At 74.2% G+C, this 20,376-nt stretch carries 19 protein-coding genes; 14 read left to right on the plus strand and 5 right to left on the minus strand.

The window, feature by feature from the left end:
• The 3 genes from E1200_RS10925 to E1200_RS10935 all read left to right on the plus strand — a co-directional run.
• Positions 1 to 203: carbohydrate-binding protein (locus tag E1200_RS10925; RefSeq protein WP_347813209.1), on the plus strand; the 203-nt coding region annotated here is incomplete at its 5' end.
• Positions 200 to 805 (plus strand): DUF305 domain-containing protein, encoded by a 606-nt coding sequence (locus E1200_RS10930; RefSeq protein WP_207933290.1) that lies wholly within the window; start codon positions 200 to 202, stop codon positions 803 to 805. The genes E1200_RS10925 and E1200_RS10930, both read left to right, overlap by 4 nt.
• Before the next feature lie 158 nt (positions 806 to 963).
• Positions 964 to 1,641, plus strand: a complete 678-nt coding sequence (locus tag E1200_RS10935; protein ID WP_207933291.1) for a response regulator transcription factor — start codon at positions 964 to 966, stop codon at positions 1,639 to 1,641.
• Positions 1,642 to 1,682: 41 nt separating this feature from the next.
• On the opposite strand, the gene E1200_RS10940 is transcribed toward E1200_RS10935, so the two are convergent.
• Positions 1,683 to 2,159 (minus strand): hypothetical protein, encoded by a 477-nt coding sequence (locus E1200_RS10940; RefSeq protein WP_131951728.1) that lies wholly within the window; start codon positions 2,157 to 2,159, stop codon positions 1,683 to 1,685.
• A gap of 137 nt (positions 2,160 to 2,296) precedes the next feature.
• Here E1200_RS10940 and E1200_RS10945 point away from each other — a divergent pair, with 137 nt between their 5' ends.
• The 3 genes from E1200_RS10945 to E1200_RS10955 are packed head-to-tail and all read left to right on the plus strand — an operon-like array spanning position 2,297 to position 6,758.
• Positions 2,297 to 3,673, plus strand: coding sequence for a HAMP domain-containing sensor histidine kinase (locus tag E1200_RS10945; protein WP_131951729.1), 1,377 nt, complete (start codon positions 2,297 to 2,299; stop codon positions 3,671 to 3,673).
• A gap of 23 nt (positions 3,674 to 3,696) precedes the next feature.
• Positions 3,697 to 4,998 (plus strand): MFS transporter, encoded by a 1,302-nt coding sequence (locus E1200_RS10950; protein WP_243708474.1) that lies wholly within the window; start codon positions 3,697 to 3,699, stop codon positions 4,996 to 4,998.
• The gene (locus E1200_RS10955; protein ID WP_131951730.1) at positions 4,995 to 6,758 is read left to right on the plus strand and encodes a sugar-binding domain-containing protein; all 1,764 of its coding nucleotides are present in this window, start codon (positions 4,995 to 4,997) and stop codon (positions 6,756 to 6,758) included. The genes E1200_RS10950 and E1200_RS10955 overlap by 4 nt, the downstream gene beginning before the upstream one ends.
• Here the strand turns inward: E1200_RS10955 and E1200_RS10960 are convergent.
• From E1200_RS10960 to E1200_RS10970, 3 genes are read right to left on the minus strand one after another with little or no spacing between them, the layout of a single operon-like run.
• The gene (locus E1200_RS10960) at positions 6,721 to 7,722 is read right to left on the minus strand and encodes a DUF2804 domain-containing protein (RefSeq protein WP_131951731.1); all 1,002 of its coding nucleotides are present in this window, start codon (positions 7,720 to 7,722) and stop codon (positions 6,721 to 6,723) included. The two genes, E1200_RS10955 and E1200_RS10960, sit on opposite strands and share 38 nt — an antisense overlap.
• 34 nt (positions 7,723 to 7,756) lie before the next feature.
• The gene (locus E1200_RS10965) at positions 7,757 to 9,091 is read right to left on the minus strand and encodes a carotenoid oxygenase family protein (RefSeq protein ID WP_131951732.1); all 1,335 of its coding nucleotides are present in this window, start codon (positions 9,089 to 9,091) and stop codon (positions 7,757 to 7,759) included.
• A 7-nt stretch (positions 9,092 to 9,098) separates the two neighbouring features.
• On the minus strand, positions 9,099 to 9,725 hold the full coding sequence (locus E1200_RS10970; protein ID WP_131951733.1) for a TetR/AcrR family transcriptional regulator: 627 nt from the start codon (positions 9,723 to 9,725) through the stop codon (positions 9,099 to 9,101).
• A gap of 182 nt (positions 9,726 to 9,907) precedes the next feature.
• Here E1200_RS10970 and hpnC point away from each other — a divergent pair, with 182 nt between their 5' ends.
• From hpnC to hpnH, 6 genes are read left to right on the plus strand one after another with little or no spacing between them, the layout of a single operon-like run.
• Positions 9,908 to 10,777 carry a squalene synthase HpnC gene (gene hpnC / locus E1200_RS10975; protein WP_131951750.1) on the plus strand — a complete coding sequence of 290 codons (870 nt, stop codon included), beginning with the start codon at positions 9,908 to 9,910 and terminating at the stop codon, positions 10,775 to 10,777.
• The gene (gene hpnD / locus E1200_RS10980) at positions 10,774 to 11,694 is read left to right on the plus strand and encodes a presqualene diphosphate synthase HpnD (RefSeq protein WP_131951734.1); all 921 of its coding nucleotides are present in this window, start codon (positions 10,774 to 10,776) and stop codon (positions 11,692 to 11,694) included. Before hpnC ends, hpnD begins: the two co-directional genes overlap by 4 nt.
• Positions 11,691 to 13,010 (plus strand): hydroxysqualene dehydroxylase HpnE, encoded by a 1,320-nt coding sequence (hpnE, locus tag E1200_RS10985; protein ID WP_243708475.1) that lies wholly within the window; start codon positions 11,691 to 11,693, stop codon positions 13,008 to 13,010. The genes hpnD and hpnE overlap by 4 nt, the downstream gene beginning before the upstream one ends.
• Positions 13,007 to 14,020, plus strand: a complete 1,014-nt coding sequence (locus tag E1200_RS10990; RefSeq protein ID WP_131951735.1) for a polyprenyl synthetase family protein — start codon at positions 13,007 to 13,009, stop codon at positions 14,018 to 14,020. The genes hpnE and E1200_RS10990 overlap by 4 nt, the downstream gene beginning before the upstream one ends.
• A complete protein-coding gene (shc, locus tag E1200_RS10995) occupies positions 14,020 to 15,909 on the plus strand; it encodes a squalene--hopene cyclase (protein ID WP_131951736.1) in 1,890 nt (629 codons plus the stop codon). Before E1200_RS10990 ends, shc begins: the two co-directional genes overlap by 1 nt.
• A 3-nt stretch (positions 15,910 to 15,912) precedes the next feature.
• Positions 15,913 to 16,917 (plus strand): adenosyl-hopene transferase HpnH, encoded by a 1,005-nt coding sequence (hpnH, locus tag E1200_RS11000; protein ID WP_131951737.1) that lies wholly within the window; start codon positions 15,913 to 15,915, stop codon positions 16,915 to 16,917.
• Between the two features lie 56 nt (positions 16,918 to 16,973).
• Here the strand turns inward: hpnH and E1200_RS11005 are convergent, their stop codons facing one another.
• A complete protein-coding gene (locus E1200_RS11005; protein WP_165950275.1) occupies positions 16,974 to 18,956 on the minus strand; it encodes a phosphatase PAP2 family protein in 1,983 nt (660 codons plus the stop codon).
• A 206-nt stretch (positions 18,957 to 19,162) separates the two neighbouring features.
• On the opposite strand from E1200_RS11005, the gene E1200_RS11010 reads away from it, so the two are divergent.
• Together E1200_RS11010 and E1200_RS11015 are read left to right on the plus strand one after the other, a co-directional pair.
• Positions 19,163 to 19,876, plus strand: a complete 714-nt coding sequence (locus E1200_RS11010; RefSeq protein ID WP_131951739.1) for a PadR family transcriptional regulator — start codon at positions 19,163 to 19,165, stop codon at positions 19,874 to 19,876.
• A gap of 2 nt (positions 19,877 to 19,878) precedes the next feature.
• A complete protein-coding gene (locus E1200_RS11015; RefSeq protein ID WP_131951740.1) occupies positions 19,879 to 20,367 on the plus strand; it encodes a DUF1707 domain-containing protein in 489 nt (162 codons plus the stop codon).
• Positions 20,368 to 20,376 lie beyond the last annotated feature (9 nt).

Here is a 20,376-nt window from a genome sequence, read left to right on the forward strand (position 1 = left end):
CCCCCGCGCCCTCCGCCCCCGCGTCGTCCCGGCCGCAGCCGACGGGCGCGCCCGCCGACGGTGCGGCGTGGCGGCCCGGCGTGACGTACAAGGTCGGCGACGTCGTCACCTACGAGGGCACCCGGTACCGCTGCCGGCAGGGTCACACGACGATCCGCAGCTGGGAGCCGGTGTTCACCCCCGCCCTGTGGCTCGCGCTGTGAGCCGCCGGTCCCTGCGCCGTGCCGCGCTGCCCGCGCTGCTCGTCCTCCCGCTGATGCTGACGGCGTGCGGCGGCGGGCAGGAGCGGCAGGCGTCCACCGAGCCGGCGAGCGCGGCCTCGGACGCGCCGGCCCCGGCCGGCCACAACGAGCACGACGTGATGTTCCTGCAGATGATGATCGCCCATCACAAGCAGGGCGTGGAGATGGCGCGGGTGGCCGAGGACCGCGCGAAGCGCGCCGAGGTGCGCAACCTCGCGGCGGCCGTGGCGGCGACGCAGGCCGAGGAGGTCAAGACGATGACCTCCTGGCTCCGCAAGTGGTCCGAGCCGGCCACGACCCACCACGCGCCGGGCTCGCACGCCGAGCACGGCGGCCTGCCGGCCACCGGCCCGAAGGAGATCAGCACCCTGAAGAAGACCACCGGGGCCGCCTTCGAGCCCGCCTTCCTCAACCTGTTCGTCGCGCACCAGCACAACGCGGTGAAGATGGCGGAGGAGGAGACGAGCAAGGGCGGGGACGCCGAGGCGAAGGCGTTCGCCGAGCGCGTCAAGGAGTCCCGGACCGACCAGATCCGGCAGATGCTCGGCATGCTCAACAGCTGAGACCGGCCGGGCTCCCCGCGGAGCCGGGCACCGGGCGGGGCGAGGCCGCGACGGCCTCGGTCCGCCCGGCTGCACGCGGTGCGCGGCGGAATTCCGGCGCCATGACCCGACAACGGGACGGACCATTCCGTCCATTAACTTTAGGCTATCGTCCGATCGTGGCTACCGTATTGCTGGTTGAAGACGACGACCACGTCCGGCAGGCGTTCCTGCGGGAACTGCGCGACCTCGGCCACGCGGTGCGCAGCGCGGCGCGGGCGCTGGACGCGCTGCGCGACGCGGCGGCGAACGCCCCCGACGTCGTGGTCCTCGACCTGGGCCTTCCCGACCTGGACGGCGGCGAGGCGCTGAAGATGCTGCGCGCGGTCTCCGACGTCCCGGTGATCGTGGCGACCGCGCGGGACGGCGAGGCGGAGATCATCCGCCTGCTCCAGTCGGGCGCCGACGACTATCTGGTCAAGCCCTTTTCCGCGAACCATCTGCACGCGCGGATCGAGGCGGTGCTGCGCCGGACGCGGACGGAACCCCGGCGGCAGGCACTGGTGGTCGGGGAACTGAACATCGACCTCGACCGGCGGCAGGCGAAACTGCGCGGCGACGTCCTGCAACTGGCGCGGCTGGAGTTCGACATGCTGGCGTTCCTGGCCCGCAACGCCGGGCGCGTGGTGACCCGGCGCGAACTGCTGTCGGAGGTGTGGCGGCAGCCCTACGGCGACGACCAGACCATCGACGTCCACCTGTCCTGGCTCCGCCGGAAGATGGGGGAACGCTCCACGGCGCCGCGCTACCTGCACACCGTGCGGGGCGTGGGCGTGATGCTCACGGCACCGGAATGACCCGCGCTCCCGCGGCCCGCTCAGTACTCGTAGACCCCGGCTCAGTACTCGTAGACCTGGACGCGCACCGCGCCGTCGTGCCAGGTCGCGAAGACGGCCGAGCCGTGGACGTCGTCGGTCAGATCGACGCGCAGCCACTTCTCCTGCCGCCACACCTTCGCCTGGAAGCCGTCGTCCGGCGTGGCCGACACCAGCCGTGCCGACTCGTCGGACAGCGCGAGCACCACGCGTCCGGACTTGACGGTGTAGGTCCGCACCCGCTCGTCCGGGCGGCGGGAGGTCCGCGGTTCCGGCGACCGGCCGGCGCCGGGTGCGGCGGAGCGCGACGCGGCCGGCCTGGAGGGCGACGCGGAGGGGGCCGCGGAGGGGGCCGCCGTGGTGGACGAGGCGGACGGCGCGGCGGAGGACCCCGGGGAGGGCGGCCGCCCCTGCCGGACGGGGACCTCGGCGGCCAGGTCGGGGGTGGCCTCGGCGGTGCCGCGCAGCGCGCCGCTCACCCCGGCCCAGCTGATCGCCATGCCGGTGAGCGTGGTGGCCGTCCACACCGCAATGAAACCGACTCGTCCTCGCATGGGCCTCATACGTCCCATAAGAGCATAATTCGTGGTCCTTACACTGCCGCTTCGCCGTAGTACCCGCCGGGAGGACGTCCGGGATGAGATCTTCGCTGGCGCGCATCGCCACCGCGGTGACGGCGATGGTGGCGCTGTCGTTCGTCGTCCCGCTGGGCCTGCTGAACGGCCAGATGGCGCACGACCGGGCGATGGCCGCCGCCGAGCGGCAGGCGGCCTCCCTGGTTCCGGTGCTGTCGGTGACCGGCGACCCGGCCGCGCTGGCCGACGCGGTCGGCTCGGTGCCCGCCGGGACGGCCGGGCGGCTGGCGCTGCACCTGCCCACGGGACAGGCCCTCGGGGCGCCGCACGCCCCGCCCGCCGACCTCGCCGAGACACGCCGGCTGGGCCGCACGTCCACCGTCGAGGCCGCGGGCGGGAAGGTGCTGCTGCGGCCGGTGCTGCTGGAGGCCGGCACCTTCGCCGTCATCGAGGTGTACGTCCCGCAGGAGGAGCTGAGCCGGGGCGTGGCCCGCTCGTGGCTCATCCTCGCGCTGGTGGCGCTCGCGCTGGTCCTGGTGTCGGTGGCGATGGCCGACCGGCTGGCCAAGCGGGTGGTCCGGGCCACCGACCGGCTCGTGCGCGCGGTCACCCACGTCGCCGCGGGCGACCTGGCGGCGCGCGTCGAGCCGCACGGGCCGCCGGAGCTGCGCGCGGCCGGCGAGGCGTTCAACCACATGGCCGACCGGCTCGCCCGGCTGCTGGCCGCCGAGCGGGAGGCCGGCGCCGACCTGTCGCACCGGCTGCGGACCCCGCTGACCGCGCTGCGGGTCGACCTCGACGGGCTGGCGGCCAACCCCGGCGACCCGGCCCGGCTGGCGCAGAGCCGCGGCGCGCTGGACCGGCTGGAGACGGCCGTCGACGAGATCATCGCCGCCGCCCGGCGGCCCGGTGGCCCGACCGGCGGCCCGCCCGGCGCGGCGGCCGGCGGGCCGGGCCCGGACGCGGGCTGCGACGCGTCCGAGGTGGTCCGGCGGCGGCTGGCGTTCTGGTCGGCGCTCGCCGAGGACCAGGACCGCGGCTGGGACCTGGTCGGCGCCGACGCCCCCGCGCCCGTCCCGGTCCCGGAGACCGAGCTGGCCGCCGCCCTGGACGCGCTGATGGGCAACATCTTCCGGCACACCCCGCACGGCACGGCCTTCCGGCTCACCGTCCACCGCGGCCGCAGCTCCACCGGCCTGCTGTTCGGCGACGCGGGCCCCGGCATCGCGGACGGCGACGCGGCGCTGCGGCGCGGGGCGAGCGGCGCGGGGTCCACGGGGCTGGGCCTGGACATCGCGCGGCGGCTGGCGGAGTCCACCGGCGGCTCGCTGCGCGTCGGCACCTCGCCGCTGGGCGGCGCCCAGATCGAGGTCTGGCTGCGCACCGCCCCCAAGCCGGCCTCGCGGCGCTCGGCCCGCCGCGCCGCCCGCGCACGGTAAGTACCACTTGTAGTGTCTCGTCCGTGAAGGACGATTCGGCCGGTCCGCTGGGACGCCGGCTCTGGACCATGCTGATCGTGCTCGGCTTCGTCGGCCAGCTCGCCTGGACCGTCGAGAACATGTACCTCAACGTGTTCGTGCACGAGGAGATCAGCGGGAACCCCGACGTGATCGCGGCGATGGTCGCGGCGAGCGCGGCGGCGGCCACGGTGGCGACGCTGACGATCGGCGCCCTGTCCGACCGGCTGGGCCGGCGCCGCGCCTTCATCGCCGGCGGGTACGTGGCGTGGGGGCTGTGCACGGCGGCGTTCGGGCTGGTCAGCGTCGACTCCGTGGCGGCGGTCGCGCCCGTGGCCGACGCGGTCGCGCTCGCGGTCGTCACCGTGATCCTGCTCGACTGCGTGATGTCGTTCCTCGGCTCGGGAGCGAACGACGCGGCGTTCCAGGCGTGGACGACCGACGTGACGCGGCCGGCGAACCGCGGGCGGGTCGAGGCCGTGCTGGCGGTCATGCCGCTGATGTCGATGCTGGTGGTGTTCGGCGGCTTCGACTGGCTGACGAGGGACGGGCGCTGGTCGCTGTTCTTCCTCGCCATCGGGCTGATCATCGCCGCGGCCGGGGTCGTCGCGTGGCTGTTCGTGCGGGACGTTGCGGTCGAGCGCCACGGCGGCGGCTACCTGAACGCGCTCGTGCACGGGCTGCGCCCCAGCGCGATGCGGGCGAACCCGGGGCTGTACTTCGCGCTCTCGGCCTGGTGCGTGTGGGGCATCTCCACGCAGGTGTTCCTGCCGTATCTGATCATCTACCTGGAGCGGTACCTGGAGATCGAGGGGTACGCGCTGGTCCTGGCCGTCGTGCTGACCGGCGCGTCCGCGGTGAGCGTCCTGTTCGGGCGGGTCATCGACCGGGTCGGCAAGGTCCGGTTCCTCCCGCCGGCGATCGCGGTGTACGCGGCGGGGCTGCTGCTGATGCCGCTCGCCCGCGACATGCTCGCGGTGATGGGCGCCGGACTCGTGCTGATGTCGGGGTTCATGCTGGTGCTCGCACCGATCGGGGCGCTTGTGCGCGACTACACGCCGCCGGGGCGCGCGGGGCACGTGCAGGGGCTGCGGATGGTGTTCGCGATCCTCGTCCCTATGATCATCGGACCGTACCTCGGCGCCGCCGTGATCAAGGGCGCCGACGAGCGCTACGCGGACCTGGGCGTGCTCAAGCACGTCCCGACGCCGGGGATCTTCATCGCGGCGGCGGCCGTGCTGGTGCTGATCGTCCCGCCGGTGCTGGCGCTGCGGCGGGACGCGACGAGGAGGGAGGCCGTCCGGTGACGCCGCTGACGCGCTGGGGTGCCGAGCTCGACCCGGACGCGGTGCTGCCCGAGTACCCGCGGCCGCAGCTCGTCCGCGACAGCTACCTCAACCTGAACGGGCGCTGGGAGTACGCGTTCGCCGACGAGGAGCCCGCGGAGTACGACGGCGAGATCATCGTGCCGTTCTCCCCCGAGTCGCCGCTGTCGGGGGTGGGCCGGCAGCTCCGCCCGGACGAAACGCTCTGGTACCGGCGCGACGTCGTCCTCCCGGACGGATTCCGTCCCGACGGCCACCGCGTGCTGCTGCACTTCGGCGCGGTCGACCAGTCCTGCCGCGTGCTGATCGACGGCATCGAGGCCGGTCGCCACGAGGGCGGATACCTGCCGTTCTGTCTCGACGTCACCGACGCCCTGCACGACGGGTCCGGCACGCTCGTCGTCGAGGTGCGCGACCCGTCCGACACGGGCGACCTGGGGTGGGGCAAGCAGAAGCTCGATCGCGGCGGCATCTGGTACACGGCGCAGTCCGGGATCTGGCAGACCGTGTGGATCGAGTGCGTGCCCGCGGTCCATGTCGAGCGGCTCACGCTCGTGCCACACCTGGACGAGTCATGCGTCGAGGTGACCGTGCACGCCGGCACCGACCGGCAAGCGAGCATCGAGGTCCGCGCGGAAGACCAGGTCGTCGCGAACGCCGACGCGACCCCAGGCGAGCCGATCCGGATTCCCATACCGGACGTGCACCCTTGGAGCCCCGAAGACCCGTTCCTCTACGACGTCACCGTCCGGCTGGGGGACGACCGCGTCGACGGCTACTTCGGCATGCGGTCGTTCGGCGTCGGCCCCGACGAGGACGGTGTCCCGCGGCTGCTGCTCAACGGCCGTCCCTACTTCCACGCCGGAATCCTCGACCAGGGCTACTGGCCGGACGGCATGTACACCGCGCCGTCCGACGAGGCGCTGGTGCACGACATCGCCACGATGAAGCGGCTCGGCTTCACCATGCTGCGCAAGCACATCAAGGTGGAGCCGCTGCGCTGGTACCACCACTGCGACCGGCTCGGCATCCTGGTGTGGCAGGACATGGTGAACGGCGGCGGCCCGTACCATCCGGCGGTCGTCACCGCACCGGCCGTGACGCCGCTGCGGCTGAACGACGCGAAGCACGGCCGGTTCGGCCGGGCCGACCCCGGCAGCCGCGCACGGTTCCGCGCGGAGATGCGCGAGACCGTCGAGCACCTCCGCAACGTGGTGAGCATCGCCGTTTGGGTGCCGTTCAACGAGGGCTGGGGCCAGTTCGACGCCGCCGCCGTCGCCGCGGAGGTCAAGGCGCTCGACCCGACGCGGACCGTCGACCACGCGAGCGGCTGGCACGACCAGGGCGCGGGCGACCTGCGCAGCCTCCACGTCTACTTCCGGCGCTTCCGCGTGCCGCGCCGCGACGACCCGCGCGTGCTCGTCCTGTCCGAATACGGCGGGTACAACCTGCGGGTGGACGGCCACACCTTCAACGACGAGGACTTCGGCTACAAGCGCTACGACTCCGCCGAACGCCTCGGCGCCGCGTTCGCGCGGCTGCACGCGCAGCAGATCGTCCCGGCGATCCCGCGGGGGCTGAGCGCGACCGTCTACACGCAGCTGTCGGACGTCGAGGACGAGCTGAACGGCCTGCTCACCTACGACCGCGCGGTCTGCAAGCTGCCCGAGCGGCTGGTCCGGTCGGTCAACGCGCGGCTGCGCCTCACCAGCGCTGCCGGGCCTCCTCCGCCCACCCGGTGAGGCCGTCGAACTCGATCCAGGTCCCGCCGTCGGTGCGGGCGCGCCCGCTGAAGTGCCCGAAGCACTGGTGGGTCTCGGTGCCGACGATGCCGAGCTCGGTGCGCGACACCTTCTCGTGGAAGGGGCGGAACTCGGCCTCGACGCGGGGGCCGTTGATCGTCCAGGGGCGCAGCCAGTCGTCCCGGTCGTAGCCCCAGCGGAGCTCCTCGCCGATCTTGTGGAGGCGCCCGTCGACGAAGACCGCGTTCTCCGTCATGCCGGTGCCGTCCGTCCACTTGCCGCCGAGCTGGAGCGCCACGCCGGGCCCGCTCGCCGCCGCCCAGTTCCACGTCATCCGGTACGGCCACTTGCCGCGCCCGTGGTCGAGCACCGCGAACGCGTCCTCGCCGTTCTCATGCCCGCCGATCTCGTGCTCGCCGGACGGCAGCCGCAGCCGTCCGGTGACGGGCCGCCCGACGTCCTTCACCGTGTACTGGAACCGCCGCCGCCCCCACGGGATCACTACGCCGAGCGACTCGTGGCCGTCCTCCAGCGGGATCTCGACGTCCAGGTCGAAACCCGCGGCGGGCGCGAGCGCACGCAGGTGCGAGCCGCCCGCGTGCTGGCGGATGCCGACCGCCACTCCCCCGCCGCGCACCGACGCCTCGCCCTCGCCGCTGCGGTCGGGGAACACGGCGCCGCGCGCGAACGGCACGACCGCGTCCCGGGCGGTCTCCTCGCCGGTCTCGCGGTCCAGCGCGTAGACGCCGTGGACCCCGGCGTAGTCGATCGACGAGGCGACGACGCCGATGATGTGCCGCGGGGTGACGATGCCCCAGTACTCCCAGCGCTTCGCCCGCCCCCAGCCGCGCAGGTTCGCGCGGTGCAGGGGGCGCCGCGTCCAGCCGACCGCGTCCTGGTTGAGCCGCCCGTCCGGCAGGCACAGGTCGACCGGCTCGGTGATCTCGCGTTCGTGGGTCGGCATGCCCCGAGCCTAACGACCGCGCCGCCGGGGGGCGTCAGCGGAGGTCGGGGGCCCAGGAGCCGTGGAAGCCCAGCGGGACGCGGACCGGGAGGTGGACGGTCGCGACGGGTTCACCGGTGAAGTCCTGCGAGGCGATGATGACGAGGTCGGTGCCCTGCCGGACGGGGTCGAACGCCAGCGTCATCAGGTAGCCGTCGTCCTCGGCGGAGTCCGGCGCGGACGGCACGAACACGGCCTCGCCGACGCCCGCCCCCTTCGGGAACGGGCGGCTCTCGGCGGATCCGCGCTCGTAGTCGTGCTTCATCAGGCCCGTGCCGCCCTGGGGGTCGACGCCGCTGTCGCCCACGGTGTAGCCGTACCGGTGGCGGCGCGTGGTGAGCCGCTCGTCGATGCGCGGGAACTCCTGCGCACGGTCGTCGACGGTCTCCTGCACGACCTTCCCCGCCGCGGGGTCGATCGTCCAGCGGTCCAGGACCGCCGCCGGGTTGCCCTCCAGCCGGCCGCCGTGCATGAAGCTCGGGAAGCGGGCCAGGTCCACGACGACGCGGTCGCCGTCGTCGTAGGCGTTCAGGGTGTGGAAGACCCAGCACGGCGGGATGTCGATCCAGCGGACGTCGGCGGCGCCGCCGTCGCGCGGCAGCACGCCCACGCGGGCGGGGTGCGCGTCGTTCCAGGCGTACGGGAGGCCCGCCCCGGCCTCGGCCAGCGCCATGGAGAAGGTGATGGGCAGGTCGTAGATGACGACGTACTTCTGCGTCAGCGCGAAGTCGTGGACCATCGGGCCGTCCGTGACCGGGATCTCCACCGAGCGGATGATCTCACCGGAGGTGCTTCGGACGGTGTACTCCAGATGCTCCCAGCCGAAGTGGTAGCCGACGGCGTGCAGTTCGCCGGTGTCCGGGTCCTCCTTGGGGTGGGCGGTGTATCCGCCCTTGAGGGTGCCGCCGAAGTCGCTCGGGCCCAGGGTGTTCAGCTCGTGGTCGAGCCGGTACGGCCTGGCCCCGGCCTCGACGAGCGCGAGGGTGTCCCCGGCGTGCTGGAGCACGTGGGTGTTGGGAGAGAAGTCGAAGTTGTCGAGCACGGGCCCGGCGGGCCATTCCTCGCCGAGCCGCTCCGCCACCTTCCGCGAGCGGACCCAGCGGTTGCGGTACCACTCGGCGCGGCCGTCGCGGAGCCGGACGCCGTGCACCATGCCGTCGCCGAGGAACCAGTGGTAGGCCGACTCGTCCTCGACCACGAGCGGGTTCGGGCCGATGCGCAGGTAGCGGCCCCGCAGTCCGCTCGGGATCCGTCCGGTGACGGGGAGGTCGTGAACGGTGACCTCCTCGGTGACGGGTGCGAGGAGCCCTTCCAGGTAGGGGCTGGCCATGATGACCTCACTCTCGGGGGGTGCTGAAGAAGCCGGACGAGACGCCGGCCATGAGGGTGTCGAGGACGGCGTCCGGGTCGGCCAGGTGGCCGTTCAGTTCGAGGCTGACGAAGCCGTGGACCTCCGCCCAGAAGGCGGCGGCGATGGCCCGGGGGCTGGCGTCGATCAGCAGGCCCGCCGCGGCGCACGCGGCCACCGCGTCCTCCAGGATCGCGTAGGTCGACATGGCCGTGGCGCGCGCCTCCTCGCCGGGTGCGAACCCGGGGATCGGCGCGCCGAACATCAGCCCGTAGTAGTTGCGGTCGGCGAGGGCGCCCGCCCGGTAGGCGCGGCCCAGCTCGCGCACGTGCTCGCGGGGGTCGGGGTCGCGCGGGACGGCGGCCAGGCGCCGCCGGAAGCGCTCGAAGCCCTCGATGTAGAGCGCCTCGATGAGTCCGTTCTTGCCGCCGAACATGCGGTACAGGACGGTGGTGGAGCAGCCGGCCTCGCCGGCGATCCGGCGCAGCGCGAGCGCCTGGGGGCCCTCGGCGGCCAGCAGGCGGCTCGCGGCGTCCAGCAGCGACGTGCGGATCGCCTCGTCGCCCTGCCGCTGGGCCAGCTCGAACGCGCTCGGAGCCGGGGGGTCCGCCGCCATCGGCCCTCCTCGCCAAAACAGTGTTTTCTGGACGTAACGACGTTATCCCATGTAAGCGGGACAAGGTCAACCGCCGGCGCGCCCGCGGTCCGGAACCGGCCGGGTTCCCGCCACGCTGCGCTTCACCAAGTCCATACCTCGGCCAGAGTTTTTCCGGTGCCGGTCCGGTCGATCTCTTGAAGGTGATCATTGAATCGCCCTGGAGCGCCGACGAGCACGACCGCGCCCTGGACCGGCTCGCCGCCCGGGAGAACTTCCCGGTGGCGGCGCGGCTGCTGCCCGCCCGGCACCGCGCCGGGCTGCGCGCCGTCTACGGTTTCGCGCGGCTCGTCGACGACATCGGCGACGAGGCCCCGCCCGAGCAGCGCGCCAAGCTCCTCGGCCTCGTGGACGACGACCTGGACCGCGTGTTCGCCGGACGGACGCCGGACCTGCCGCAGTTACGGCGGCTGGCGGCGACGGTGCACGCCCGCCGGCTCCCGGAGGAGCCGTTCCGCGACCTGGTCCGGGCCAACCGGCAGGACCAGGCCGTCCACCGGTACGAGACGTTCGCGGACGTGGCCGGCTACTGCGCCCTGTCGGCCGCGCCCGTCGGGCGCATCGTGCTGCACCTGTTCCGCGCGCACCGGCCGGCGCTCGCGGCGGCGTCCGACGACGTCTGCACCGCGCTGCAGCTCGTCGAGCACTGCCAGGACGCCGGGGAGGACTACCGCAACGGCCGGATCTACCTGCCGGGCGAGGACCTGCGGCGGTTCGGCTGCGCGGAGGACGACCTGGCCCGCCCGGTGACGCCGACGCGGCTGCGCGGGGTGCTGGCGCTGGAGGCCGGCCGCGCCGCGGAGCTGCTGGACCGGGGGGCCGCGCCGCTGCTGGCCGGCCTGACGGGATGGGCGCGGTTCGCGGTCGCGGGCTATGTGGCCGGGGGCCGCGCGGCGCTGGCCGCCCTGGCGCGCGGCCGCTACGACGTGCTCGCGCGGCCGCTGCGCCCGCACCGGGCGGAGCTCGCGGCCCGATGGTGGGCGCTCGCCGCTGGAAAGGGGGAAGCGAGATGACGGCGGTTTCGGAGGCCGGTGCGCGTTCCGAACAGGTCCTGGAGGCATACCGGCACTGCGAGCGGGTGGTGCGCGCGGAGGCCCGGAACTTCTCCTACGGGATACGGCTGATGCCCGCCCCGAAGCGGCGGGCGATGAGCGCGGTCTACGCGTTCGCGCGCGGCGTCGACGACGTCGGGGACGGGCCGGAGCCGGCGTGCGTGCGGCTCGACCTGCTCGACCGGTCGCGGCGGCGGCTGGAGACCGTCCAGGCGGTGCTGCGCCGGCGCGCCGACGTGTCCGCGCTGGAGGGGCACCCGGTGCTGACGGCGCTGGCGGACGCGGCGAACCGGTACCCGATCCCGCTGGACGCGTTCGGCGAGCTGATCGACGGGTGCGAGGACGACGTGCGCGGCGCCGACTACGAGACGTTCGACGACCTGCTGCGGTACTGCCAGCGGGTCGCCGGGACGGTCGGCCGGCTGTCGCTCGGGGTGTTCGGCTCGGACGGGCGGCAGCGCGCGGAGGGCCTCGCCGACTCGCTCGGCGTCGCCCTCCAGCTCACCAACATCCTGCGCGACGTGCGCGAGGACCGGCTGGCCGGGCGGGTCTACATCCCGGCCGAGGACCTGAAGCGGTTCCAGTGCACGCTGGAGCTGGACGAGTCCGGCATGTTCGTCGACCCGCCGTGGCGGCTGAACGAGCTGGTCGGGTTCCAGGCGGAGCGGGCCCGCGCCTGGTACGCCGAGGGGCTGCGGCTGCTGCCGCTGCTGGACCGGCGCAGCGCCGCCTGCACGGCGGCGATGGCCGGCATCTACCGGCGGCTGCTGGAGAGCATCGCGGCGAATCCGGCGCTGGCGCTGAACACCCGGATGTCGCTGCCGACGTGGCAGAAGGCGGTCGTGGCCGCGCGTGCGCTGTCGGGGGTGGAGCGGTGAGCGTCGTGATCGTCGGCGGCGGGCTCGCGGGCATCAGCGCCGCGATCGCGCTGCGGGAGTCGGGCGTGCCGGTCACGCTCCTGGAGTCCCGTCCATGGCTGGGCGGGGCCACGCATTCGTTCACCCGGGGCGAGCTGTGCATCGACAACGGGCAGCACGTGTTCCTGCGGTGCTGCTCCGCCTATCAAGGGCTGCTGCGCAGGCTGCGCGCCGACCACCTGGTCGAGACGCAGGACCGGTTCGACGTGCCCGTCCTGGTGCCCGGCATGGGGCGGGCGAGGCTGCGGCGGTCGCGGCTGCCGAGCCCGCTGCACATGCTTCCCGCACTGGCCCGGTACTCGCCGCTGTCGCCCGCCGACCGGCTCCGGGCCGTCCGCGCGTCCGCGGCGCTGCGCCGCGTCGACCCCGCCGACCCGGCCGCCGACGCCGTGTCGGCCGGCGCGTGGCTGGCCGAGCACGGGCAGCGGCCGTGGGCCAGGCAGGCGCTCTGGGGGCTGTTCCTCACCTCCGCGCTGAACGCCGAAGTCGACGAGGCCGCGCTCGGGCTGTCGGCGATGGTGTGCCGGAACGCGCTGTTCGGGCGCGCCGACGCCGCCGACATCGGGGTGCCGCTCGTGCCGCTGGAGGAGCTGCACGGCGGCCCGGCGCTGCGCCGGATGGCGGAGATGGGCGCGACCGTCCGGCTCAAGGCCAGGGTCGAGGCGGTCACCACCGACCCGAAGGTCGTCGTGGACGGCGTCCCGATGGCCGCCGACGCGGTGATCATGGCGGTGCCGCACGACGCGGCCGCGCGGCTGCTGCCCGACCAGGCGCTGCCGGATCCGCTGACCTGGCCGGAGCTCGACGCCAGCCCGATCGTGAACGTGCACGTCGTCTACGACCGGCCGGTGCTGGACGAGCCGTTCGCCGCCACCGCCGGGTCGTCCGCGCAGTGGGTGTTCGACCGGACGGCCGTGAGCGGGCTGCGCGACGGCCAGTACCTCGCGGTCTCGCTGTCGGCCGCCGACCGCTGGGTCGAGATGCCGACCGCCGAGCTGCGCGCCCGGTTCGTCCCCGAGCTGCGGCGGCTGCTGCCCGCCGCGCGGGACGCCCGCATCCGCGACTTCTTCGTCACCCGGGAGCGGCGGGCGACGTTCCGGCAGCGGCCGGGCACCGCGGGCGCCCGCCCCGGCGCGGCGACGCGGGCGCCCGGCCTGTTCCTGGCCGGCGCGTGGACCGACACGGGCTGGCCCGACACCATGGAAGGGGCAGTGCGCAGCGGCCTCACCGCCGCCCGCCTGACCCGCCGCCACCTGGAGGGGGTGCGGGACCGGTGACGGCTGCTCCCGGCTCGATGACCGATGTCCGCGAGCTCGTCGACGGCGCGCTGCGCGCCGCGGTCGGCCGGCTCGACCCGCGCACCTACCGGGTCGCCGCCTACCACCTCGGCTGGACCGACAAGGAGGGCCGGCCGCGCACCGCGCCCGCCGGCAAGGCGCTCCGCCCGGCGCTGGCGCTGCTGTCGGCCCGCGCCGCCGTGGCGCCGCAGGAGAGCGCCCTCCCGGCGGCGGTCGCGGTGGAGCTGGTCCACGCGTTCTCCCTGCTGCACGACGACATCATGGACGGCGACCGGACGCGCAGGCACCGGCCGGCGGCGTGGACGGTGTTCGGGGAGGCGTCGGCGATCCTGGCCGGGGACGCGCTCCTCGCGCTCGCCGGCGAGATCGTGCTGGAGGCGCCCGGCGAGGGCTCCGCGCCGGCGGCGCGCGCGCTGGCCGCGGCCACCCGGCGCCTGATCGCGGGGCAGGCCCTCGACATGGAGCTGGAGACGCACCGCAAGCGGCCCGGCCTGGACGAGTGCATGGGGATGGCCGCCGACAAGACCGGTGCGCTGCTGGCCTGCTCCTGCGCGATCGGGGCCGTCCTGGACGGGGCGTCCGAGCCGCTCTGCGCCGCGCTGGAGGCGTTCGGCGCCGACCTCGGCATCGCGTTCCAGCTCACCGACGACCTGCTCGGCATCTGGGGCGACCCGGCCGCCACCGGCAAGCCCGCGCTGTCGGACCTGCGGTCCCGCAAGATGTCGCTGCCGGTCGTGGCGGCGCTGAACTCCGGCACGCCGGAGGCGGCGCGGCTCGCCGAGCTGTACGCGCGGCCGGAGCCGTCCGAGGAGGACCTGGCGGAGGCCGCCGCGCTGGTCGAGGCGGCCGGCGGGCGCGCCTGGGCCGAGCTGGAGGCCGAGAGCCGCATCCAGCGCGCCGCCGAGCACCTGGTCACCGCCCGCATCCCGGAGCCGGTGCGCGCCGGTTTCCTGCACATCGCCGACTTCGTCACCGGGAGGGACCACTGATGACCGCGGTGGAGACGGGCACGCGGACCCGGACGGCCGCCGAGGCGCTGGCCGCCGCGCAGGAGCACCTGCTGCTCCTGCAGTCGCCCGAGGGGTGGTGGAAGGGCGAGCTGCAGACGAACGTCACGATGGACGCCGAGGACCTGCTGCTGCGCGAGTTCCTCGGGATCCGCACCGACGCCGACACGGCGGAGTCGGCCCGCTGGATCCGGTCGCAGCAGGCGCCGGACGGCACCTGGGCCACCTTCCACGACGGCCCGCCCGACCTGTCCACCACGGTCGAGGCGTACGTGGCGCTGCGGCTCGCCGGCGACGCGCCCGACGCGGCGCACATGGCCCGCGCCGCCGCCTACGTCCGCGGCGCGGGCGGCGTCCCGGCGACCCGCGTGTTCACCCGCTTCTGGCTGGCGATGTTCGGCCGGTGGCCGTGGGACGAGCTGCCGGTGCTGCCGCCGGAGATGATGTTCCTGCCGCGCTGGTTCCCGCTGAACGTCTACGACTGGGCGTGCTGGGCGCGGCAGACGATCGTGCCGCTGGCGGTCGCGGGGGCGCTGCGTCCCGTCCGGCCGCTGCCGTTCGGGCTCGCGGAGCTGGAGCCCAGCGACGAGGTCCCGCGGGACCGGCGGCGCGGCTTGGCGGGGTGCGGCCTGCCGGGGTGGGACACGGCATTCGAGACGCTCGACAAGGCCCTGCACGTGTACGAGCGGCGGCCTGTGAAGGGGCTGCGCCGGGCGGCGCTGCGCCGCGCCGGCGAGTGGATCATCGCGCGGCAGGAGCGGGACGGGTCGTGGGGCGGCATCCAGCCGCCGATGGTGTACTCGCTGATCGCGCTGCACCTGCTCGGCTACGGCGTGGAGCACCCGGTCATGCGGCGCGGCCTGGAGGGGCTCGAACGGTTCACGATCCGGGACGAGAAGGGCCGGCGCATCGAGGCGTGCCAGTCGCCCGTCTGGGACACCGTCCTCGCCATGAACGCGCTCGCCGACGCGGGCCTGCCGGCGGGGCACCCGGCGCTGGAGCGGGCCGCGGAATGGGTGATCGGCGAGGAGGTCAAGGGCCCCGGCGACTGGTCGGTGCGGCGCCCGGACCTGCCGCCGGGCGGGTGGGCGTTCGAGTTCGACAACGACTGCTACCCCGACGTCGACGACACCGCCGAGGCCGTCATCGCGCTGAACCGCGTCCGGCACCCGCGGGCCGAGCCCGCGATCGAGCGGGGCGTGCGCTGGCTGGCCGGGATGGCGTCCCGGGACGGCGGCTTCGGCGCGTTCGACGCCGACAACACCCGCGGCCTGTGCCGCCGGCTCCCGTTCTGCGACTTCGGCGAGGTCATCGACCCGCCGTCCGCCGACGTCACCGCCCACGCGGTGGAGGCGCTGGCGCACCGCGGCATGGCCGACTCGCTGACGGCGAAGCGGGCCGTGGTCTGGCTGCTGAAGGCGCAGGAGCCGGACGGGTCCTGGTTCGGCCGCTGGGGCGCCAACCACGTCTACGGGACGGGCGCCGTCGTCCCCGCCCTGATCGCCGCCGGGGTCCGGCCGGGCCGGCCGGAGATCCGCCGCGCGGTGGACTGGCTGGAGCGCCACCAGCGCGACGACGGCGGCTGGGGCGAGGACCTGCGCTCCTACCGCGACCCGGCGTGGATCGGGCGCGGCGTCTCGACGCCGTCGCAGACCGCGTGGGCGCTGCTCGCGCTGCTCGCCGCCGGGGAGCGCGGCGAGGCCGTCGAACGCGGCGTCCGGTGGCTCGCCGAGCACCAGCGCCCCGACGGGACGTGGGACGAGGACCACTTCACCGGCACCGGCTTCCCCGGTGACTTCTACATCAACTACCACCTGTACCGCCTGGTGTTCCCGCTCTCGGCGCTGGGCCGGTACCTGAAGGGTTCATGAGACATGGCGATGCCACTGCGCCAGAGCCTGCGGGTCGGCGGGTACGTGCTGCGCAACCGGCTGGCGGGACGCAAGAAGTTCCCGCTTCTGCTGGAACTGGAGCCGCTGTACGCCTGCAACCTGGCGTGCGCGGGCTGCGGGAAGATCCAGCACCCGGCCGACGTGCTCAAGCAGCGGATGCCGGTCGAGCAGGCGGTCGCGGCGGTCCGCGAGTGCGGCGCGCCGATGGTGTCGATCGCGGGCGGCGAGCCGCTGATGCACCCGCAGATCGGGGAGCTGACCGCCGAGCTGATCCGGATGCGGCGGTACGTGTTCCTGTGCACGAACGCGGCGCTGATCCCGAAGAAGATCGACCTGTTCGAGCCGTCCCGCTACTTCGCGTGGGCCGTGCACATCGACGGGCTGCGCGAGCGGCACGACGCGTCGGTCTGCAAGGAGGGCGTGTTCGACCAGGCGGTCGAGGCGATCAGAATGTGCAAGGAGCGCGGGTTCCGGGTCACGACCAACACGACGGTGTTCAACACCGACACGCCGCAGACCGTCATCGACGTCCTCGACTACCTCAACGACGAGCTGGCCGTCGACCAGATGATGATCTCGCCGGCGTACGCGTACGAGAAGGCGCCCGACCAGGAGCACTTCCTCGGCGTCCAGGAGACCCGGAACCTGTTCCGCAAGGCGTTCGCGGACGGCCGGCGCGAGCGCTGGCGGTTCAACCACTCGCCGCTGTTCCTGGACTTCCTGGAGGGCAGGGCCGACTTCCCGTGCACGGCGTGGGCGATCCCGTCGTACTCGCTGAAGGGCTGGCAGCGGCCCTGCTACCTGATGGACGACGGGTACGCCGACAGCTACCAGGAACTCCTCGGCACCACCGAGTGGGACGCCTACGGGCGGGGCCGCGACGACCGCTGCGCGAACTGCATGGCGCACTGCGGCTACGAGCCCACCGCCGTCTTCGCGACGATGGGGTCGCTGAAGGAGTCGCTGCGCGCCGTCCGCAGCATCTGAGCGGGCCGCCCTGAGCAGGGCCACTTTGAGCAGGGCCGCGCTGGCTTCCGCGCCGGTCAGCGCGGCCCGTCCCGCAGTTCCTCGAACACGTCGCCGAACGCCGCCATCAGCGCGTCGGCGTCCTCGGTGAGCCCGGGATCGAGGGACAGGCCGAAGCACAGCTCGCCGTCGATGCCCAGCCCGGCGATCGCGAACGCCGTGCCGGGCGCCAGCGGGACGATCGGGTACACGGCGGTCAGGGGCGCCCCGGCCAGCCGCAGCGGCCCGGTCGTGGCGGGCAGGCTCGACACCGTCCCCTGGAGGAACCGGTCGCTGTAGGACATGCGGGCGAAGCGCCTGTGCAGCGGCGCGGGCATGAGGCGTCCCGCCTGCCGCATCACGAACCAGGCCGCCTGCCCCCGCGTCCCGGACCGCAGCACCCGGGCGCGCCTGGAGATCACGGCGAGCCGGTCCGCCTCGGTCATCGTCCCGAGGGGCAGGTCGACCATGACGGCGGTGGTGTGGTTGCCGACCATCGCGCTGCCCGGCGGCCGCATCATCAGCGGCACCGCCACGCGGACGGCGGCGGGGCGCCCGTGCTCCTCGTCCAGGACCCGGTGCAGGGCGCCCGCGAACGCGCACAGGACGACGTCGGTGACGCGGGCCCCGTACCGGCGGCCCGTGTCCCGCACTTCGGCGAGCGGAAGGCACAGGGTGCCGAACCGGCGCTCCGAAGTGCCCGACGACGGGAGCCGCTCCGGGCGGCCGACGGCGGTGGCGAGCTGCGCGAGCCCGACCACGGTCGCGACCGCTTTGCGCAGCGGCCTGCGCGGCGGCGCCGGGACGGGCTCGGGCGGCGGCTCCATCAGGTGCACGGCCTGCGCGACGATGCCGACGCCGTCGGCGACCACGTGGTGCATCAGGTACACGACGGCGGTGCGGCCCGGCGCGGCGCCCTTCAGCACGACCATGCGCCACGGCGGCCGGTCCAGCGGCAGGCGCTCGGCCTGCAGCTCGGCGACGGCCGCGCGCACGCCGGCCATGCCGTCGACGCGCCGCTCGGAGACGTGCCACTCCCAGTCGACCGGGTCGTGGTCCCGCCACAGGGGCCGCCGCCATCTGCCGCGTCCGGCGAGCCGCTGCCGGAACCGCGGCAGCCCGCCGAGCCGCGCGCGGATCTCCCGGACGAGGTCCGCGCGGCCGATCTCGCGGTCGGCGGTGTCCAGCATGATCAGGCCGCCGGCCTGCTGCGGGGCGGCGGGCGTCTCCACCGCCATGAAGAACGCGTCCGGCCCCTCGACCTCCGCGGCCGGCGGGCGGGCGCCGCGCCCGGCGATGTAGACGGGGATCGCGACGAACGGGACCGCGGCGACGGCGTCCAGCAGGAAGTGGTTCGCGGTCGCCATGATGACGTAGAGGGTCACCAGGATGTGCACGATGTTGAGGACCTGCACCCAGCGCGCGGCCTTCACGCGGGCGAGTTCCACGCCGACCCACATGGTCCAGGCCATGTGCAGGGACGGCACCGCCGCGAGCTGGTCGGCGTGCTCCACCAGCGGCGACCCCCACGACCCCCAGGTGCCGCCGAGGTAGACGGTGTCGATGAAGCCGAGGTCGGGCATCAGGCGCGGCGGCATGACGGGGAACAGCACGAAGCAGGTCAGGCCGGCCAGGTTCAGCAGGACGAACGAGTTGCGGGCCGTCCGGTAGTGCTCGGGGTGGCGTAAGAACAGCCAGAGCAGCAGGGCGAGCGCGCTGGCGATGTAGGTGATCGCGTACTCGTAGTTCGCCAGCACGCGCAGGACGCCCTGGTCGGCGAGCCACCTGTTCAGGGAGAGCTCGATGTCGAGGTGCAGGACGCGTTCGAGGCTGTAGATCGCCTCGCCGTGCCGCCGGGCCCGGTCGATCCTGGCCTCTTCCGAGAGGCCGGCCACGACCAGGTAGACGGCGAACAGCAGCAGGCCGATCAGCAGCTCGCGCCGGGCGCTCGGCCGCGCCCGGACCCCCGAACCGGTGGTGAGCACCGTGTCCCGCACGGTGACCGCTTCCCCAGTGCCCATCGTCCTCCCCATAACGGCTGCTACCCAGGTTTCCGGTGATCAGACGGCGGTGTCCGGAACCGGAGACGGTGCCCGGATCGTCCGGGGCGGGGAACGAGAAATTCCCGGGAACGATCTGGCTCGCCCGGCCGTCTACGATATATCGTTGTCGTATCGCGAGAGATCAGAGAAAGATCAAAGAGAGCTCGCAGAAGGTGGTGCAGAACATGGGACACAGGCACGCGCACGGCGGCCCCCGGGGACGCGGCGACTTCATGAACCTCGACTGGCTGTTCCGCGGCGGGCCCGGCCCCGGTCCCGGGCCGTGGGGACCGCCCGGCCCCGGCGGGCGCCCCCCGTGGGCGCGCGGGCGCGGCGGGCCGTGGGGGCGCGGCCCGAAGGCGCGCAAGGGGAACGTCCGCGCGGCGATCCTCGTCCTGCTCGCCGAGGAGCCGCGCAACGGCTACCAGATCATCCAGGAGATCCACGAGCGCAGCGGCGGCGCCTGGAAGCCGAGCCCCGGCGCGGTCTACCCGGCGCTGCAGCAACTCGCCGACGAGGGCCTCATCGCGGGGCAGGAGGCCGCCGGTCGGCGGTCCTTCCACCTCACCGGCGAGGGCCGCGCGCACGTCGAGGAGAACGCCGAGCGGCTGGCCGAGCCGTGGGCGGAGATGACGCCCGAGTACGGCGAGGGCGTCCCCGATCTGTTCCGGCAGGCAGCGCAGATGGGCGCCGCGGTGATGCAGATCGTCCACTCCGGTTCCGGGGGGCAGGTCGCGCAGGCCAGGGACGTCCTGTCGAACGCGCGGCGCGACCTCTACCGGATCCTGGCCGACGACATCGACGGCACGCACGACGCGGCCGCCGACGACGACACCGGCGGCGACACCGGCGATGACGCCGACGACGCCGGCCCGACGGCCGCCGACCACCGGGAGTGACCATGGCACCCCAGGACGAGATGCGCATCGGCGACGCCGAGCGGGACGCGGTCATGGTCGCCCTGCACGACCACTTCGCGGCGGGACGGCTCGACCGCGCGGAACTGGACGCGCGCATGGACGCCGTGCTGTCCGCCAAGACGCGCGGCGACCTGCGTCCCCTCGTCCGCGACCTGCCCGCGCCGACCGGCCTGCCCGATCAGCGGACGCCGTCCCCGATGGAGGGGCCGGCGGAGGGCGCGGCGGTGCTGTTCGGCGGTCCCGGGCACCCGGCGTGGCACGGCCGCCACCACCGGCACATGGCACGCCACCACCGCCGGCGCGGCCCGTTCCCGGCGTTCCCGCTGCTGCTGGCGGTGTTCCTCGTGCTGGCGTTCACGTCCGGCCCGGGCACGGGACTCCTCGTGGTCCTGCAGATCGCGCTGGCCGTCTGGATCGTCCGCGCGGCCGCCCTCGCCTTCACCACCCGCCGCTCGCGCGGGTCTGCGTAGATCCGCGTC

The sequence above is a fragment of the Actinomadura sp. GC306 genome, from assembly GCF_004348665.1.
GTDB lineage: Bacteria > Actinomycetota > Actinomycetes > Streptosporangiales > Streptosporangiaceae > Spirillospora.